General features: G+C 65.8%; 13 protein-coding genes. 11 read left to right on the top strand and 2 right to left on the bottom strand.

Going from position 1 to position 18684, the window contains the following annotated elements:
- Positions 1-22 precede the first annotated feature (22 nt).
- The 8 genes from KV110_RS05200 (at position 23) to KV110_RS05165 (ending at position 9013) form a co-directional block, all read left to right on the top strand.
- Positions 23-1228, top strand: a complete 1206-nt coding sequence (locus KV110_RS05200; protein ID WP_218473915.1) for a DUF7373 family lipoprotein — start codon at positions 23-25, stop codon at positions 1226-1228.
- Between the two features lie 85 nt (positions 1229-1313).
- A complete protein-coding gene (locus tag KV110_RS05195) occupies positions 1314-2525 on the top strand; it encodes a DUF7373 family lipoprotein (protein WP_218473913.1) in 1212 nt (403 codons plus the stop codon).
- Positions 2522-3745 (top strand): DUF7373 family lipoprotein, encoded by a 1224-nt coding sequence (locus KV110_RS05190; RefSeq protein WP_218473911.1) that lies wholly within the window; start codon positions 2522-2524, stop codon positions 3743-3745. The genes KV110_RS05195 and KV110_RS05190 overlap by 4 nt, the downstream gene beginning before the upstream one ends.
- A gap of 76 nt (positions 3746-3821) precedes the next feature.
- Positions 3822-5366: a serine/threonine-protein kinase gene (locus KV110_RS05185; RefSeq protein WP_218473909.1), complete on the top strand. Its 1545-nt coding sequence runs from the start codon at positions 3822-3824 to the stop codon at positions 5364-5366.
- A gap of 143 nt (positions 5367-5509) precedes the next feature.
- Positions 5510-6703, top strand: coding sequence for a DUF7373 family lipoprotein (locus KV110_RS05180; RefSeq protein WP_218473907.1), 1194 nt, complete (start codon positions 5510-5512; stop codon positions 6701-6703).
- Positions 6704-6708: 5 nt separating this feature from the next.
- Positions 6709-7968, top strand: coding sequence for a DUF7373 family lipoprotein (locus tag KV110_RS05175; RefSeq protein ID WP_218473904.1), 1260 nt, complete (start codon positions 6709-6711; stop codon positions 7966-7968).
- A 384-nt stretch (positions 7969-8352) separates the two neighbouring features.
- Positions 8353-8670, top strand: coding sequence for a WXG100 family type VII secretion target (locus KV110_RS05170; protein ID WP_218473902.1), 318 nt, complete (start codon positions 8353-8355; stop codon positions 8668-8670).
- Positions 8671-8710: 40 nt separating this feature from the next.
- Positions 8711-9013, top strand: coding sequence for a WXG100 family type VII secretion target (locus KV110_RS05165; protein ID WP_218473899.1), 303 nt, complete (start codon positions 8711-8713; stop codon positions 9011-9013).
- A gap of 75 nt (positions 9014-9088) precedes the next feature.
- Here KV110_RS05165 and KV110_RS05160 read toward each other — a convergent pair whose 3' ends face one another.
- Both KV110_RS05160 and eccCa read right to left on the bottom strand, forming a co-directional pair.
- Entirely contained in the window at positions 9089-10549 is a 1461-nt protein-coding gene (locus KV110_RS05160) for a type VII secretion-associated protein (protein ID WP_218473897.1), read from the bottom strand.
- Positions 10549-14580 (bottom strand): type VII secretion protein EccCa, encoded by a 4032-nt coding sequence (gene eccCa / locus KV110_RS05155; RefSeq protein WP_218473895.1) that lies wholly within the window; start codon positions 14578-14580, stop codon positions 10549-10551. The genes KV110_RS05160 and eccCa overlap by 1 nt, the downstream gene beginning before the upstream one ends.
- Positions 14581-14857: 277 nt before the next feature.
- Between eccCa and eccD the strand changes: the two genes are divergently transcribed.
- The 3 genes from eccD to KV110_RS05140 all read left to right on the top strand — a co-directional run bounded on the left by eccD (position 14858) and on the right by KV110_RS05140 (position 18682).
- Positions 14858-16324 (top strand): type VII secretion integral membrane protein EccD, encoded by a 1467-nt coding sequence (eccD, locus tag KV110_RS05150; RefSeq protein ID WP_218473892.1) that lies wholly within the window; start codon positions 14858-14860, stop codon positions 16322-16324.
- Positions 16325-16341: 17 nt separating this feature from the next.
- A complete protein-coding gene (mycP, locus tag KV110_RS05145) occupies positions 16342-17736 on the top strand; it encodes a type VII secretion-associated serine protease mycosin (protein ID WP_246634352.1) in 1395 nt (464 codons plus the stop codon).
- Positions 17737-17875: 139 nt separating this feature from the next.
- Positions 17876-18682 (top strand): potassium channel family protein, encoded by an 807-nt coding sequence (locus KV110_RS05140; RefSeq protein WP_218473890.1) that lies wholly within the window; start codon positions 17876-17878, stop codon positions 18680-18682.
- The last annotated feature ends 2 nt before the right edge of the window (positions 18683-18684 follow it).

The raw sequence follows: 18684 nt of genomic DNA, 5'->3' as shown, positions 1-18684 counted from the left end.
GGTGGAGGAAACGAGGGCCGTCATGTTTCGGGCATCGCGCATCGCGCTCGCCGCGTCGTGTATCGCAATGGCCGGTCTGCTGACCGGATGCGGCGGCGTGCGGGGCACGGCTACCGCGGGCGAAGTGGACGTACGCCAACTGGAAGTCGGCACCTATCCGGTCGACCGGCACCAGTACGACCAGTACCCCGGCGACAAGGCCGCGTTACTCGAGGGCATGCGGATGTCCGACGCGGTGGTCCCGACCGTGCAGATCGATCCGTCCCTCGACGTCGGCCGGGGCAGCACCGTGGTGGCCGGTGCCGAGCACGCGCTCGATTTCGTCGCGAAGGTCTCCAAGTCGGTTTTCGACAACCGGAAGTTGATCACCGGTTACGCCGCGAGTGGTGCCGATAAGCCCGATCCGCCCGGCCAGACCAACCCGGCACCCGACGCCACCGCGGTCACCAACGCGTTGTTCCGCTTCCCGGACCAGGCGGCCGCGAAACTCGCCGCCCGCGAGCTGGAAGACGTCGACATCGCGGTCTCGGCGGAGAACCAAAAACTTTCGTCGACCAAGTACCCCGATGCCTATATCCATTGGCGCCCAGGCGTTCCCACCGTCGGCGCCTTCATGGCGCACAAGGAATTCGTCATCTCGTTGTTCATCCAGCGGCCGAACCCCGACAGCGCCGACCTGGTGAGCTGGGTCGAGAAGTCGCTGGCCGCGCAGCTCGCCCAGCTGGACAAGTTCCAGGCGACGCCGCAGGACAAGATCGAAGACCTGAAGGTCGATCCCGAGGGCCTGCTCGCCCGCGTCGCCGTCGCCGACCGCAAGGGCCGCACCCCCGACACCGCCACCTTCGCCGTCTTCGGCGCCAACCACATGGTGCATCGCGCCGAGGACGAAGCCGCGCACTTGCGACTGGTCCAGGACGCGGGCGTCGACCGCCAGGCCATCGCCGACGACAGTTACGTCGCCCGCACCCGCGACACCGCCGCCGCCCAGCGGCTGGCCCAGGGCCTGATGGAAAGCGAAGGCGCCCGCTACGATCCGCTCGACGCGCCGCGGGACGTTCCCGGTGCCAAGTGCCTGCAGCTCAACAGCAAGGGCGATCCCGAGCGGGAGTACCGGTTCCGGTGCTACGTCACGTACAAGCGGTATGTGGGTGTCGTGACCAGCGACAAAGAACCCGATGTCCGGCAAAAGGTGGCTGCCGAGTACGCGCTGCTGGCGAACAGTCTGTGAGATTGGACCCGAAAGTTGTGGTCCGGTGCCGAGTCCCGGGGTGACGTAGGATTCCGCGGGAACCACAGCCGTTAGGGGAGGGACGTTGCAGCGCAGCGCGAAGCCGACGCCGCTCCGGACGGCCTTTGCCGCGAGCGTGACGGCGGCACTGGTGGTTGTCGGCGGCGCGTGCGGTTCGGACGAGCGGACGGACGCCCCGGCCCCTTCGGTCGATCTCAGCCTGCTCGACGTGGGAAATTACGATACGAAACCGCGCCAACTGGGCACGGCGAAGAACCTCGAACAGGCCAGGATGATCGAGGCGGAGCGGCTGGGCAATTTCGTGCCCGCGCCGCTGGACATAGATCCCAGGTTCGTGCACGGCAATGCGTTCGTAGCAACGGTGTTCATCGAGCCGAAGTACTCCCTCGGCAAGATCATGGCCGTGGACCGGTTCGCCGAGGCCGCACCGGACTTCGTCGCGGGCTTCCAGAGCTACGGCCGCACCGAGAAAGACGCCCGTGGCATCGATTTGATGAACGCGGTGATGATCTTTCCGGACGAGCAGAAGGCCGCGGCCGCCGCCGCGGCGCTGGAGCGGGTCGACTACGAAGCCAGCGATCGAAACACTTCCGTCGCGATACCGAAGTACCCTGCGGCGCACGCCCATTGGCAGCCGCACCAGCAGTCCATCGGATCGTGGTACGCCACCGGCAAATTCGTCGTTTATACGTGGATCTATGACTACCTGAAGATCTACATCGAAAAGGTCGACCTACCCGCACTGGTGGCGCTGGTGGAGAAGAGCCTCGACACGGTGGTTCCGTCCATCGCCGAGTTCAGTCCAACCCCGCCCGACCAGCTGATGACCCTGCCGATCGACATGGACGGCATGCTCGAGCGCACCATCGCGCGACCGAAGGAAGATGCCTGGTTGAACCCGCCCGGCGCGTACCACGGCCGCACCGCGCTCCATTTCGTCAACAATCCGGCCGACACTGCCCGGGACATCGAGAAAGCGGGCGTCGATCGGTACGCGACGAACGGAGTCGATCTCTATCGAGCCCGCGATGCCGCCGCGGCGTCGACACTGCAGAAAGACATCGGCGGTCTCTCGAAGCGGTTCAAGCGCGCCGAATCTCCGGCGAATCTGCCCGCGGCCGACTGCCAGGAGTACATCGGCCGAGGGAACTTGGCGATCCGCTTCTACTGCTCGGTGGCCTACGGCCGCTACGCCGCGTTCTCGGCGTCGCACCAGTTGCTGGATGCCCAACAGCGGATCTCCGCCGAGTACACCGTGCTGGTGAATGCCCGATGAAACGCGCGTTCGTCCTACCCATCGTCGCCTTGCTGGCCGTCGGTCTCACCGCCTGCGGCTCGAGCGTGTCCGGGACCGCACAACCGGCCGAGGTCGATATTCGCAAGCTCGATACCGGTTCCTACCCCACCGAGCCGCTCAATGCGCACGACGACGACTACCAACCCGATTTCACCAGCATGCCGCACGTCGCCGCCATGCGGTTGGCGGACTATGTGGTACCCGCCTACGAAATAGACCCGCACCTGAAATATGCCCAGCTGCCCTTCGAGATCACCCGCGGACTCTTGCCCGCCGAGCTGGGAAACGAAGGCGACATGAAGCCGGTCGCCGAGCGGAACAAATTGCTGTTCGGCTTGCGGACAACCGGTTTCGATAAGAAGACCTCACTCATCACGGCTGGGTGGCCGAGCAAGATAGCGAAGAACTCGACGACCATCTCGACAATCGTCATGCAGTTTCCCGACACGGAGCGAGCGGTCGCGGCCGCGGCCGAGTTCTACGACGCCGATTTCGCCACCTACCGGGATCAGAACCAGCCGGTGCCGCTATCGAAGTACCCCGCCGCCCACGCACATTGGCGTCCGGGCTCGTCATTTCTGCGCGTCACCCTCGCACACGGGCCCTACGTCGTCGCCTTTCTCGTCTCTACCAACGGACCAGACCTGAACGCGCTGACCGCACTGGCCGAAAAGTCGTACGACACCCAGCTTCCCGTGCTGGACCAGCTGAAACCGGTCACCGAAGAAGAGCTGTATCAGCTGCCGTGGGATCCCGACCAGCTTCTGAGTCGCGCGTTGAACCCCAACAAATTCGAACGACCGGACATCGGCAGTCAAGCGCTCTACCGAGTACGCGGCATTGTGCAGCACGCCGATGACCTGAGCGTCGCAACACCGCGCTTCCGCGCGATGAATGCGGACCGGTTCGCCGTTTCCGACGGCACTATCGTGGCCCGCACATCCGACTCGGCGGCGGCGAAGCGGATTGTCGCCGAACGCCTTATGCCCGCGCCGGTATCGCACGATACCGATCCGCCCCCGAACGTTCCGGATTCGGCCTGCGTCGAGAACAAGCGCGATCCACTCGACTTCGGCATCAAACGATTCACCTGTGCCGTCGCTTACCGGCAGTTCGCCGGATTCGTGACCGGAAACCAGTTGCTCGACGTGCACCAACGGGCCGCCGCGCAGTACGCAATCTTCGCGAACAGTCGGTAATGCGACGCAACTCGCCCACCTCGAACAGTCCAGTATGCTGCCGCGTGGGGACGACGGACTCAGGAGATTGTGGATCATGGCGATAAGCCCCGGCACCATCGTGGGCGGGTACCGCATACAGCGGGTGCTCGGTGCCGGCGGCATGGGGACGGTCTACCTGGCCAAACATCCGAGTCTGCCGCGGATGGACGCGTTGAAGGTGCTCAGTGGCGAACTGAGCAACGACCACGAGTTCCGCACCCGCTTCGAACGCGAAGCCAATCTCGCTGCCGGCCTTGACCATCCGAACATCGTCTCGGTGTACAACCGCGGCGAAGAAGACGGACGACTGTGGATCGCCATGCAGTATGTCGACGGCACCGACGCCGCCGCGGAACTGGCTCGCGATCGTCATTCGATGAATCCGCTACGCGCCCTGCGTATTACCACCGAAGTCGGCAAAGGCCTCGACTACGCGCACCGAAAAGGCTTGCTGCACCGCGACGTCAAGCCCGCCAATTTCCTGCTCTCCTCCACCGAGGGCGACGACGAACGCGTCCTGCTCACCGATTTCGGCGTGGCCAAGTCCAACGACGACACCACCGAACTCACTCAGACCGGCAGCTTCGTCGCCACCATCGCCTACGCCCCGCCTGAGCAACTCGTCGGCGGTCATCTCGATCACCGGGCCGACATCTACAGCCTGGCCTGCGCCTTCTTCAAGCTCCTCACCGGCAGGAATCCCTACCCGGCAACGCAACCCGCGCTGGTGATGATGGGCCACCTACACGAGCCGCCGCCGCTGGCCACCGCGGTCGATCCCGGCCTGCCGCAGGCCATCGACCACGTCTTCGCCAGGGCAATGGCGAAGAATCCCACCGAACGTTTCAACACCTGCCGCGAATTCACGGATGCGGCCGCGAGCGCGCTCACCCCGGGCCACAACCCCGTGCGGACCAATACCTCGCCGACCTATCCCGTTCAGGTCTTCGATCCACGGCCGAATACCGATCCCCGCGTGGGGATCTCGTCGCCACACCCGGTGGCGCCCGCGGCATCCGGCTCCCGCAAACGCTGGGTCGTCGGGGCTGGTGTCGGCGCGGTAGTGGTCGCCCTCGCGGCGGGTCTCGGGATCTGGGCACTCGGTGCCAACGAATCCTCCGGCACCGACACCCCGACGGCCAGTGCTACCGCCGCCGCGAGCTCCGTGCCGTCGATAGAGCAGGCCCGATTCGCCAATCCGGCCTTCCGCGGAAAGACCGTCACCGTGGTGGACGTGCCACGGAACAAGCAGCTGGCGATCTTCCTCGGCGGCACCGAGCAGACGAAGTTCTTCGAAGACCTGGGTTTTGTCTACAACCTCAACTACCTCAGGCAGGGTGATGAACCGTCGCTGCGCGCGCTGCCCTCGGCGGGCTCGCTGGAGGTCGCGGCAGACAGCTACGTCCTCGCGGTGCGCAGCGACGAGGACGCAGGCGGCGGCGGGCTGCGCGGCCTGCCCTATCAGGTCGCGGGTACCCGGGCCACCGTCATCCCCGTCGACGATCCCGAAGTTGTAGCCGCCCTGCGCAATTGGACTCCTGCCTCGGACCAGATACTGCTCGACAAGCTGGTCCCGCTCTTACAGAAGCGGGTGAGGTAGGCCGAACGGTCTCGCGGGCCGTCGGCCCCGGGTGCTATGTTGCCGACTGCGATACGTCGCCGCCGCGGGCCTGACCAGCGGGTGAACGTATGCCCGGGGGATCCGTGGCTCGTCCTCCTGCTTGCCGGTCGATGGAGGGGACGATGCGGAAATCTTTGCGGACACTGGCCGCCGCGCTAGCCGTGCTGTCGGTGAGCACGGCCGGATGCGGATCGGACTCCGCAGCATCGGATTCCACGCCGCTGGTCGATATCGGTCAGCTCGACGTCGGCAGCTACGCGACGACACCGCGGGAGATCGGCAAGCCCGGACTCGACCGTGCGCGACTCACCGAGGGCCAGCGCCTCGCGAGCTTTGTCCCGTTGCCGATGGACATCGACCCCCGGTTCACCATCCAGTCCGGCTCCGATACCAACGCAATCCGGGGATTCATCGAAACCGTATATACCATCGGGATTTCCGGTGACAGCTTCCGGACGAATACACCGGGCTTCACCGCGGGTTTCTATAGCCTCGGGTATTCCGAGCACGATATTTTGATCGCCACCAGCCTCGAGAACACCGTGCTGTTGTTTTCCGACCAGCAGGCCGCCACGCTGGCCGCAGCTGCTCTCGCACAGACCGTCGCCGCGGAAAAGGGGCTGAGTGAACCGGTTGACATCAGCAAACATCGAGACGCGCTCGCATCCTGGAAACCAGGGACGCAGGAGCTGTACTCGTTCCAGGCCAGCGGGCAGTACGTCATCTACACCGCGATCAAGGATGCAGCCAAAAAGGCGGTCGGCACCGTCGACCTTCCTGCCATGGTCGAGCTCGCGGAAAAGAGCCTCGATGCGATCGCGACCCGGCTGCGTGCGTTCCGCCCTACGCCGCCGGACAAGTTGACGGACGTCCCACTCGACCACGACGGTATGTTCGGCCGCTCACTTCCGCGGCCGAACGAAGACGCTTGGCGCAACCCGCCCGGCCTCTACGACGCCGACGGCGCGCTCCATCTGTCCAATGATCCGGTGCGCGACAAGAAGCTGTTCGGCGAAGCCGGTGTCGACTGGATGGCGAACTACGCGGGTCATCTCTACCGTGCTGCGAATCCCGAAGGCGCACAAGATATTCGGGACAGCCACGGCGCGCTGAGCCGGATTTATCGCCGAATAGACGCACCGAAGAATCTTCCCGACGCGCGCTGCCGTGAGCTTCGCGTGAAGAATCTGTTCGTCCCCAGATTTCATTGCGTAGTGTCCTTCGACCGCTATACGGGGGAGGTGTGGTCGCATCAGCTGATCGATGTACACCAACGAATCTCGGCGCAGTACGCGATTCTGGCGAAGGCGAAGTGAGCAACATGGTCACCAGAAGCACGCGCCTCGCCGCAGCCGCCGTCGCGCTGCTCGCCATCGCCGGGTGCGGTTCGTCCGTGACCGGCGCAGCGAAGCCGGGCGAGATAGATGTGCGCACCCTCGATGTCGGTAAGTACTCCACAGAACCGCTGAACTCCTTCTTCGACTATTCCCACTCGCTGCGCAGAGGGACCGCACTGGCCGTCTCGCGCCTGGCCGACCACGTAGTGACCGGCATCGATATCGACCCCGAACTGCGCTACGGCACCGGCGTTCAGGAGATCACCAAACCCGACGACGTCAAGAATGCCCTGGCAGAGCCGAGCGTCTCGATCGCGGCGCGGAACCAGCTACTGTTCGGATTTGCCTCCGGCAGTAGCGATTTCCTGCCGGAGCCCGCCGTCGCCGTGCCACCGGACTCGACACTCAGCACGGTGACCGTCCTGCAGTTTCCGGATTCCGCGGCCGCCGAGCGGGCAGCGACCGAATTCGAAGACGTCGATTTCGCCGTGGCCCCGGACCAGAACGTGCGCGTGCAGCTTGCGAAATACCCACGGGCGCATTCTCATTGGCGACCCGGAACACCGACGATCGGTTCGGTCATCGCGCACGGCAATTATGTGGTCAACATTTTCATCTCCACTGCCCAGCCGGACCTCGCCGACCTGACCGCCCTTGTCGAGAAGGTCTACGCAGCACAACTGCCGTTGCTCGACACACTCCCGCCGCTTTCGGCCGAACAGGTCCTGCGCTTGGATATCGACCCCGAGGACGTGCTGCGCCGAGTCCTCAATCCGGCACAGCTCGCTGTCCCCGCCGTCGGCGGGCTCGCGACATATGAACTGCGAGGATTCCTGCACTGGCAGACCGACCGCGCGGCGGCGCGGATTCGCTACGCCGACGGCGAACGTTTCGTCTTCTCGGACGCTTACTCGGCGACGACAAACAGCTACACCAGAGGAATTGCACAGAGCTTCGGCAAGGGAATTACTCCGAACCTCGAGGGCGCCATCCTTATCCGATCACGGGACGCCACCTCGGCACAGGCGCTCTGGTCGACGATTCTCGAGGCACCGGACACCGGCCAGGCGCCATTGAACGTGCCGGACGGGAAATGCGCTGAGCGGCCGACAACCAGATACGTCAAAGACTTCGTTTGCGCCGTCCGGTATCGAAACTACGTCGGCTATGTGTGGAGCACCCAACTGTTGGACGCCCAGCAACGTGCCGCCGCGCAGTACGCACTGCTCGCCAACAGCCAGTAGCGCACTCCTGCCGAGACCACCCGCTTTCCTAGCGATATGCCTGCGATCTGCTGTAGCGGCAGCCATAGTGGTTGGGTAAGGTATACGCAGCCAGCCCACTCGCCAATCAAGACATCAGCGAGCAGGGGGAAGGAGGGGAGCCGAGCGCTGGCGTTGCAAGCATGCCAAGATAACCACGTCCGTGCCTGACGAGCGGCCCACAGTCGGCCCCGACAGCACGCACGAGCACGGCAAAGGATGCTGGGGTCTGATCTCCGTTGGGGGAGATCCAAATTTTCTCGAGTCGGATGGAACCGATCAGACCTAGCGAGCGTCCAATCAGATGTACAGGCCAACTGGGGGCTTCTGCCGTTGGCCGAGACGGGAAACCGAGAAGGAGCCGAAATGGCAGGACAGCTCGAAGCGAGTGAGACCCTCATCGCGGAGTTCGCAAAAAATTGCCGGGATCGTCACAACGCCCTGCAGAACTCGATCACCGCGCTGAACGCGAAGTCCGATGACACCACCGCGACCTGGAAGGGCCAGGCCCGGGCCGCGTTCGACTCGCTCATGGACAACTACTTCGCCCAGGCGCGCAAGCTGAACGACACGCTGGACCAGACTGCGGACAAGCTGACCAAGGCCGGTCAGGCATTCGCGGCTCAGGACGAGCAGTTTGCCCAGCAGGTGACACAGCAGGCTTCCAGCCTGAACCTCCCCTGATCGATCAGCCGAATCACCAGATACCAAGGAGGAGCTCCAGATGGTAGCAAATGACCCAAGCACAATTTCCTCTAACTTCGGCGCGGTCGAGGCGGGCGCCCAGTCCATCGTGCAGGAAGCCCGGAACATCACGAGCATGCTCGAAGATTTCCACAAGCAGGTCACCGACTTCGTGACCAATCACTGGAAGGGTGACGCCAACGAAGCGTTCGCCCAGCTCCAGTCGCAGTGGAACACCAGCGTTACCCAGCTGAACGCCACGCTGGAGACCGCCGGTCGGGCCGTCAGCACCGGCAACTCGGATCTGCAGAGCACCGATACCAGCCTCGCAGGCCTTTTCTGAGATCCTGTCTCGGCAATTCGGGCCCCCGGCGACTTCGCCGGGGGCCCGAATTATGTGATGCTGCCGCACCGTGATTCACGGAATCACGCGGACCGAACTGCCGAATTTCTCGCACGTCACCGACAAAGACTGCCAATTGTCGCCCGCGTACTGACAACCGACGCTGACCTGAATTCCGTGCTCTACCAGCACATGCCAGCGGACGGTTGATCCGTCGCCTGGACGTTCGGTATAGGCCAGGGTGGAGCGGCCACCGTAGACGACGTCGCGTTTCAGCTCGCTCATCACGCCCACGGGGCGTTGATTGATCTGCGCCTCCAGCTTTGCCGCGACCTGTTCGTAGCCTGCGCCTGCGGCGACCGGCGTTTGCGTCACTGTGACGCGTAGGCGGGCGCCGTCGTCCGGGGACAGATCGATCCGAGACCTGTTGTTGGGATCGGGCGTCGAGGTGAGGTGCCAGCCGTCCGGAACTTGGAATCGGACGCGGCCGACCGTTTCCGGGCCCGCGGTGGCGGTAGTGGTCGGAGTGGCGGTTGTGGTCGGTTCAGCGACAGCGCTGCTCGGCACCGATGGGGTGGTCGGCGCGGCGGCCGGGCTGTCGCCGGATCGGTTCAGGAACACGACGGCACCGACGACAGCCGCCGCCACCACGACCAGCGCGGCGACGGCCACGCCCACATAGCGGGTGCCGTCGCGGCCGGACTGCTGGGCGGCGGCGCGTTCGCGCAGCGGCTGCATCCATTCGCTCTGCGGCAGGGTGGCCGGTGAATCCGGCTGGTGGATCGGCTCCGTCTGGCGGCCGCGAATAAGGTCGGGACCGGTGAGCGTCCGCAACGCGACGCCCGCGCCGCAGCGCTGCTGAACGACCGCGCGGAGCAGGTCGAGTTTCGCCGGGTCGGTGACGCCGACGGTTTGCGCCAGGTCGGCGGGTTGCCCGTCGAGCACCCGGTCGATCAGGGCGCACAGGTCGGTGCGGCCACGCGACTCCGGCAGTATCTCGTCGAGCGCGAGAGTTGGCTCGTGCTCACAGGATTCGATATGCACGCCCTGATGGCTGCGGATGACCGCGGTGGCGGTGCTGGTGAGCGCGCCGAACTCCAGCACCAGCGTGCGGCGGCTGTGGCTGGTGCCCTCGTCCGACGCGACGGCACGTACGGCAAGCTCCTCGAACGCGACCTCTCCGGTGAAGCGACGAGCCGCCTGCTCCAGCACTGTCCGGCGGGCCGCACCCCATTCGGTCGGACAGATCACCGTGATCCGGTCGCACGGTGCGGCGACCCGAAGGTTCTCCAGCACGGCGGCGAAGACTGCGACCAGCGCCTCGACGACGGACGGAACACGCGGCAGCAACGCGACCGCCTCGGCGGGCACGTACTGCACCGCCGAACTCACCTGGGACGGCGGCGTCAGCGACTCCCCGACCACCAGATCGAAGCCGTTGCTGCCCAACACGATCGAAGGCGGCACATCCCAGTGCGTTGTCGCGCCACGCGCCCAGATGCGCGTTTCGGTGACCACCAGTTCGACGGTGGACATCAGGACTGCGGCATCCAGGCCGTCTGAATCAGACCCTCACCGTTGCGGGTGACGTAGGTGCCGCGGCCGGGCGGCATCGGGCTCGGTCGGGTCGTACCCATCAGCGCACCTTCTTCCCGGCTGCAGCTCATGATCAGACCGGCCGATCCGAGGTCCTTCATCCTGGCCAGCGTGGCCTCGAACATGGCGCGACCAGCGCCACCGGAGCGCCGGGCGATGATCAGATGGAAGCCGAGGTCTCGGGCGTGCGGCAGGTGTTCCAGCAACGCCTGGACCGGATTGCCGCTTGACGTCGCCACCAGGTCGTAGTCATCGACGATGACATACAGCTCGGGACCGCTCCACCAGGACCGATCGCGCAACTGCTGCGGCGTCACGTCCGTTCCCGGCGTCCGCTTGTCGACGTACGCGGCGAGATCGGCCATGTTCTGGGTGAATTGGGGTGCTGTCGAGCCGTAACCGGCGAGGTATCCCTCCGGCACCGTGCCGAGCATCGAACGCCGGTAGTCGCCCATGATGATCCGCGCCTGGTCGGGAGTATTCGACGCGGCGATGCCCTCGATGATGGAGCGCAGCAGCGTCGTCTTGCCCGACTCGGTATCGCCGATGATGATGAAATGCGGGCTCTCGACGAAGTCGAGGTAGACCGGAGCCAACTCGGATTCGTTGATACCGATCGGGATTCGCAGGCACTTCGCCGACTGGTCGACCTGGGCCGGCCAGTTGCCTGCCAGGTAGAGCAGCTGCTCGCGCGGCAGCTGTTCGGGCAGCATGCGCACCGGCGGCGCCGGGCGACCGGGGGTCAGCCTGGCGATGGCCGCCACCGCATCGCCAACGGCCTGGCCGATATCGGTCGGATCCGAGCTGCCGTCGATGCGCGGCAGGCCGGTCAGCATGTGCAGGCACTCCGGCGTCATACCGCGGCCAGGGCGGCCCTGCGGGACCATCGCGGCGAACTTGCGGCCGAGGTCGGAATCCATCGGGTCACCGAGGCGCAGTTCGATTCTGGTGGCGATCTGATCCTTCAGCGCGGGCCGCGCCTCCGCCCACCGGTTCAGTGCGATCACGATGTGCACACCGTACGACAGACCCTGCACGGCGAGGTTCATGATCACCTGCTCGAGCAGCTCGAAGTCCTGGCGAATGGAGCTGAAGCCGTCGACCACCAGGAACACGTCACCGAACGGATCCTCGTGCGCACCGGTCGCGGCCGGGCTGCTGGACGGGTCCACCGCGCGGAGCCTGCGGAACTCGGCCATCGACTCGATGCCGAGCTGCCGGAACCGCGCCTCGCGCTGCCGCACGATCGTGGTCATCTCGGCAACGGTGCGCCGGACCTGATCGGCGTCCAAACGACTTGCGACGGAACCGACATGCGGCAGTCCCTGCAGACTCATCAGCGTGCCGCCACCGAAGTCGAGGCAGTAGAACTGCACCTGTTCGGCGGTGTGCGTCAGCGACATCGCCATGATCAACGTGCGCAGCGCGGTCGACTTGCCGGACTGCGGGCCGCCGACGATCGCCACATTGCCGCGGGCACCGGACAGATCGACCACCATCGGGTCACGCCGCTGGTCGTACGGGCGGTCGACGATGCCGATCGGCGCGCGCAGCGTGGCCACCGCGGAGTACTCGCCGGTGAGGATCGAGCGCGGGATGAGCTGGTCGAGCGTCGGCGCCTCGTCCAGCGGTGGCAGCCAGATCTCGTGCGCGGGACGGCCGTGGCCGTTGATCCGGGAGACCAGCATGGTCAGGTTGGAGACCTGCTCGCTGTCGTCGCCCTGCTGGTCGGTCAGGCTGGGTTCGGCAGGCAGCGGAACTCGGTCGACCGCACGGAAATCCACGTGGGTGGCGGTGAACGGCCGTGCCTTGATGTCGATCTCGCCGGACTGGGTGGCGACGGTCATGTCGCGCTGCGAGCCGCCGCCGACGTACGGGCCGGAGACATAGGAGGCCTGGAACCGGACGATCTCGCCGGAGTCCGACTTCAGGTAGCCGCCGCCGGGGTTGTTCGGCAGGTTGTACGCGTCGGGCACGCCGAGCACCTGGCGGGATTCGTTGGCGGAGAAGGTCTTCAGGCCGATCCGGTAGGACAGGTGGCTCTCCAGTCCCTTCAGCTTGCCCTCTTCGAGGCGCTGCGAGGCGAGCAGCAGGTGCACGTGCAGCGAGCGGCCGAGTCGGCCGATCATCACGAACAGTTCCGCGAAATCCGGGTGCTTGGTGAGCAGTTCGGAGAACTCGTCGAGCACCACGAACAGCGCGGGCAGCGGGTCGAGATCGGCGCCCGCCGCGCGGGCCTTCTCGTATTCGGAGACATTGGCGAAGTTGCCAGCGGCGCGCAGCACCTCCTGGCGGCGGTTCATCTCACCTTCCAGCGCGTCCTTCATGCGGTCGACGAGGTCGGCTTCTTCCTCGAGGTTGGTGATGACGGCGGCAACGTGCGGGACGCTGTCGAGTCCGAGGAACGTCGCACCACCCTTGAAGTCGACGAGCACCAGGTTGAGCTGGTCGGGCGAATGGGTAGCGAGCAGGCTGAGCACCAGCGTGCGCAGGAACTCGGACTTACCGGAACCGGTGGCACCGATACACAGGCCGTGCGGGCCCATGCCGTTCTCGGCGGCTTCCTTGATATCGAGTTCGACCGGAAGTCCGTCGGCGCCGACACCGAACGGCACCCGCAGCCGCTCCCGGCCGTACCGCGGCCGCCACGCATGCTCGGGGTTGAACGTGCCGATGTCGCCGAGTCCCATCAGCTGACTCCACGTCGAAATGACCTCGGAGTCATCGGTTTCCACGTCACTGCTGCGCTGGGTGGCCGCGCGATACGGCGCGAGCCTGCGGGCCACCTGCTGCGCCTGTTGCGGGCTGATCCGGTCGATCAGCGCGAACCGTTCCTGGTTGCCGGTCGCGCCACGGCCGACGCACTCGCCGTTCTCCACGATCATCTTGATGCCGCGCGACACCGCCAACCGCGGTGCGTACCCGCACAGGTCGATGATGGTGACACCCTCGTAGCCGGATTCGCGCAGCTGATCGTCCTCGGCCTCGAGCAGGCCGCCGTCGACGATGATGACGATGTGCACCATGTTCGCGTTGGCGGGCTGGTTGCGCGAGTACCGGACCCGGTTGCCGAGCAGCGGCTGCAGGCCGGCCATGGCTTCCCGGATCGAGCCGTAGAACATGCGCTGGGTGCCGATGCCGTCCTGGGCGTCGGGGTGCTGGGTGTGCGGGAGCCATTTCGTCCACTCCCATTCCCGGGCGGTGTCCGGGCCGCAGACCACCGCGACAAGTACCTGGTCCGGCGCCTGGAACATGCACAGCTGCAACAGCATCGCGCGGGTCATGTCCCTGGCCTCGACCCGGTCGCCGTCCAGCGCGATGGTCGCGAAGCCCTTGACCGCGATCGCGGTCGGCAGGTCGGGCACGGTCGAGTGCGCGCGCACGAAGCGGCGCAGCGAGACGGCCGCGATCGGCTCCAGCTCTTCCACCGGACCGGTCTCCGGCGCGACCAGCCGGGTCGCCAGCCGCTGACCGCCGATGCCGATGCGGGCGTGGCAGAAGTCCTTGTCGCCGGCCCGGCGCTCCCACATGCGACTGGTGCCCGCGAGCATCCAGATCAGGCCCGGCTCGGGGTGGCTCCATTCGACCGAGGCACGCTGCTGCTTGGCGGTCTCGTCGACGTCCCGGCGCACCTGGTCCAGATAGCGCAGATAGTCCTTGCGATCCTCGTTCGCCTCAGCGGCTTTGGCCCCCTTGCCGCCGCCCTGGCCCGCGAACATGCCGACCATCGAGAACATCATCATGAGCGGGAACATCATGGTCATCGGGTTCGACGCGATGCCACTGCCCTGGGTGAACAGCAGCGCCATCATGCCGACCATGCCGATGATCATCACGACCGGCATCAGCTTCATCAGCAGATTGCCGGGTGTCACCCGGGGAATCTCGGGCGGCGGCTGCAGCGTCACCTCACCGCCGGGCGAGCGCGGCATCTCGCGCCGCGCGCGCCGCTGGAACCGGACAGTACTCATTCTTGCGCCTCGCTGACGCTCGGCCTCGGAATGCGCACGCCACGGCGGCACATGATTCGCTCGCTTCGCTCCCTCATCGGCGAGAATCCCCCTCTTCGACAGCTGTGATTCTGGCGCCCGATGGAGGCGGCAGCCGAGTTTCGGCCTCAGTGTAGAGCCCACAGCCGACATGTCGTACAGTTCGACCAGCATTCTGCTGCCCGGACCGTGGGTTCGCAAACTCGACACCGGCTCTCGGGTTTGCGAAAATACGAGGTAGAAGACCGTTGGGGGAAGCTTGACGCACGCGCGACTCGACCACATCGATGAAAATTCCGCGCACGGCATAGTCCGTGCACCGGATCTCGCCCGGGTGACCATTCTTGCCAAACACACCCAGGTAGATATGGCAATTCCGGTCGACGTGCCAGTCGCCTTGGTGATTCCCAGCGTCGTCGACATGGTCGCACAGCACAGCCGCACCAATGATTTCGACAACGAGGGTGAGCGCTTCGAGCCCGCCGAGTGGGTGCTGGCGCGGATCGGTCATCCGCCGTTCTCCAATTCGCTGAGCCTCGGCGAGCACGGTGTTCGCGACGGCGAGCTGCTCATGTTGGAGAGTGCCTCGCACACCGCTCCCACGCCGCTGTTCGACGACATCATGTACAACGTCGCGATCGCCGACACCGACCATTATCGCAGCTGGACCCCGAAGGTCGCGCGGATCACCGGTTCGGTACTCGCCGCGATCACCATGCTCGTCGGCTGTCTCGGCCTGCTGCTCTCCCCCGACGCGGTGCCGCACTGGGTCAGCGGCTCGGTCGCGCTGGCCGTGACGATCCTGCTGGTGGTCGCCGCCATGGTGCTCAGCAGGATGTACGGCGACAGCTCGACGGCGCTGGTGCTCGGCGGCTGCGCGCTGCCACCCGCGTTCACCGCGGGCATGCTGTATGTACCCGACCATTACGGCTGGGCACACATTCTGCTCGGCTCCGTATTGGTCGGGGCCGCCGCGGTTTTGGCGTGGCGGGTCAGCGGCGTCGGGCTCGCGCTGTTCATCGGCGCGGCCACCCTCGCCATATACGCGGTGCCCGCCGCCATGGTCGGGCTACTCACCGCGCAGCCGGAACGTGCGATCGGCGCTGGCGCCGCGGCGCTCGGACTCGCCGGTCTCGCACTCGCACCGCGGATCTCGATGCTGCTGGCCAAACTGCCACTGCCGCCGGTGCCATCGCCCGGTACCCCGATCGACCCGACCGAAGACGATCCCGACGACCACCGCGCACTGCCCACCATGGAAGCGCTGCGGGTGAAGTCCGAGCGGGCCCGCATGTACCTGGCCGGTCTGGTCGCCGCGACCACCCTGGTCACCGTCGTCGGCGCGCTCGCCGCCACCGACCCGAAGGCCGACGGTCCGTACTGGCAAGGCATCGCCCTCGCACTGGTCTGCGCGGCGGTGCTGATGTTCCGCAGCCGCACCTACGCGGGCGCCGAGCAAGCCGTCGTGCTCATCGCGGGCGGCGCGGGCATCGTGCTGATCATGTTGGTAGGCGCCGGTTTCGCGATGGACCAGCCGCTCGCGGTCTTCGGCACCGCGATGGTCATCCTGATCGCCGCACTGATCCTCGGCCTCATCATCCCCAACCAGTCCGCGACCCCGCCCATGCGCCGCGGCGTCGAACTGCTCGAGTACGCATTCGTGGCTGCCGTTCTCCCCCTGGTGTTCTGGGTGGTCAGCCTCTACTCCCTCGTCCGCGGGCTGTGAACGCGAGCTTGCGCGTCGTGGCGGCAGCCGTCGCGTTGGGTGTGAGCGCCGCACTTGGGCTCGGACTCGACCACGGTGTCGCCTACGCGGACCGTCCTCCGCCCGTGAACCCGGGTTTGCTACCGCCGGGCGACCCGGCGGTGCCGCCGGACAAAACCGAGCAGAAGTCCAACACAGCGTGTGTGAGCACTCAGCAGGGTGGCGAAGGTCCAGCGATTCCGCCGCCACAGCGTGCCCTGGATCTGCCTCGCGCCTGGGAATTCTCGCGCGGTGCTGGGCAAGTGATCGCGGTCATCGACACCGGGGTTTCGCCGCATCCACGGCTTCCCGACCTCGAGGCAGGCGGCGACTACGTGGCCGAGGGCGGCGACGGCACCAGCGACTGTGACGCGCACGGCACCGTCGTCGCGGGCATTGTTGCCGCTAAACCGGTTGAGGGTCAGGGCTTTTCGGGTGTAGCACCGGATGCCCGAGTCATCTCTATCCGGCAGACCAGCAAAATGTTCCAGATGGCGGGCAGATCGCGGGAGCAGCGGCCCGAGGATCAGCCGGACGGATACGGCAATATCGACGCATTGGCGTCCGCGGTCCGCCGTGCGGCGGATCGGGGGGCGACGGTCATCAATATCTCGCTGGTCTTGTGCATATCAGGTTCCTACAACCCCGCCGACGGGCCGCTCGGTGCCGCATTGCGGTATGCCACGCTCGAGCGAAACGCCGTCGTGGTAGTCGCGGCAGGTAACAAAGAACAGGGATGCCAGGCGGGCAACCCTGGCATCGATCCACTCAAACCCAACGACGACCTGTGGAAGAACCTGACCACCAACGTCACCCCCGCACGTTACGACGACTATGTCCTCACCGTGGGATCCATCGACCGGAATGGGCAACCATCGGCGTTCTCTGTGCCAGGACCGTGGCTGGGTGTGGCAGCGCCCGGTGAGGACATCGTGTCGCTCGATGCGCGCGGCACCGGCACCATCAACGGGTTCGTCAACCAACAAAATGGCGTTACTCCCTTGAAGGGCACCAGTTTCGCCGCGCCGTATGTCGCCGGGGTGGTCGCCTTGGTACGTGCCCGCTTCCCGGAACTGAGTGCGCTGGAAGTGATCAAGCGCATCGAAGCCACCGCGCACGCGCCCGCCGAAGGATGGAACCCCTATGTCGGCTACGGCGCAGTGGACCCGGTCGCCGCGTTGACCAATGAAATAGCGCCCACGCTGCCGCCGAAGCAGCCGACCAGCCCGCACAGCATGCAACTCGCGGTTCCCGCGCCACCTGTACCGCCGGATCACCGAGCCCGCAATATCGCTCTCATCGGCAGCGGCACCGTCGCACTATTGCTCATCCTCGGCATGCTCGCGTCCTTCCCGATCCGCCGCCGATTCGGCGTTTCCGCCGACGACATGTGAACGAAGGGCTACAGGGGGTTCCTCGCCAAGCAGCGGATACGACTCTGGTCGGACCGAGTCCCGACCAAGAGGCATGTAGCGTCTGCACGGCAGGCTGCGGTACATAGGGTGCCCCACACGATCGACGCAGGTAGTTCCCATGGCACAACTAGAACAAGCAACCGGCAATACGGCTGACACGCGGCGGCCGAGTCGCCGCGAGGCATGGGAGCGGGCGACCGGCGGGCCGATGGTGGCGCTCGCCATTCTCTTCCTCGGCGTCTACGCCTGGTTCGTGCTCGATACCGCCGCCTCGCCGCAGTTGGATGCCTGGCTCGGCCGGATCGACGTGGCGATCTGGGCCGTGTTCGTGGCCGACTTCCTGATCCGGCTCGGATTATCCACGCGCCGTTGGGAATTCCTGCGCACCCATCCGATGGAATTACTGATCGTGCTCATCCCGCCGTTCCGGCCGCTGCGGCTGGTGCGGGCGGCGGTGCTGGTGCTCGGCACCCTCAATCGGCACACCTTGACCCACCGGGCCCGGCTTTCGGTGTTCGTCGGCAGCAGTTCGGTGCTGGTGCTGTTCCTGTGCAGCCTGGCCTTCTTCGACGCCGAATACGGCGCGGAAGGTACCAAGGTGCTGAATTTCGGCGATGCCCTGTGGTGGTCGGCGGTGTCGGTGACCACGGTCGGCTACGGCGACGTCTACCCGGTTACCACGGAAGGCAGGCTGATCTCCCTGGTCCTGATGACCTTCGGCATCGGCCTGATCTCCTTCGCCATCGGCACCACGACCAGCTGGGTCATCGACCAGCTGAAGACCGTCGAGGAGAATGCCGACCGCACCGACCGGGAGATCGGTGTGCTGGTCGAGGAGGTCCGTTCATTGCGCGCCGAGGTCGCCGCGCTACATGCGACGGACAACCCCGGCACCCCCAATGTCATTGGCGCGGAAGGCCGGTAGCC

This window comes from Nocardia iowensis, from assembly GCF_019222765.1.
Classification (GTDB): Bacteria; Actinomycetota; Actinomycetes; order Mycobacteriales; family Mycobacteriaceae; genus Nocardia; species Nocardia iowensis.
This window is presented reverse-complemented; position numbering and strand designations above follow the sequence as displayed.

Excerpts from the sequence above, each read along its gene's own strand:
- KV110_RS05200 (WP_218473915.1), top strand. The coding sequence starts at position 23 with ATGTTTCGGGCATCGCGCATCGCGCTCGCCGCGTCGTGTATCGCAATG.
- KV110_RS05165 (WP_218473899.1), top strand. The coding sequence starts at position 8,711 with ATGGTAGCAAATGACCCAAGCACAATTTCCTCTAACTTCGGCGCGGTC.
- KV110_RS05160 (WP_218473897.1), bottom strand. The coding sequence starts at position 10,549 with ATGTCCACCGTCGAACTGGTGGTCACCGAAACGCGCATCTGGGCGCGT.
- KV110_RS05180 (WP_218473907.1), top strand. The coding sequence starts at position 5,510 with ATGCGGAAATCTTTGCGGACACTGGCCGCCGCGCTAGCCGTGCTGTCG.
- KV110_RS05190 (WP_218473911.1), top strand. The coding sequence starts at position 2,522 with ATGAAACGCGCGTTCGTCCTACCCATCGTCGCCTTGCTGGCCGTCGGT.
- KV110_RS05175 (WP_218473904.1), top strand. The coding sequence starts at position 6,709 with ATGGTCACCAGAAGCACGCGCCTCGCCGCAGCCGCCGTCGCGCTGCTC.
- KV110_RS05185 (WP_218473909.1), top strand. The coding sequence starts at position 3,822 with ATGGCGATAAGCCCCGGCACCATCGTGGGCGGGTACCGCATACAGCGG.
- KV110_RS05170 (WP_218473902.1), top strand. The coding sequence starts at position 8,353 with ATGGCAGGACAGCTCGAAGCGAGTGAGACCCTCATCGCGGAGTTCGCA.
- KV110_RS05140 (WP_218473890.1), top strand. The coding sequence starts at position 17,876 with ATGGCACAACTAGAACAAGCAACCGGCAATACGGCTGACACGCGGCGG.
- eccCa (WP_218473895.1), bottom strand. The coding sequence starts at position 14,580 with ATGAGTACTGTCCGGTTCCAGCGGCGCGCGCGGCGCGAGATGCCGCGC.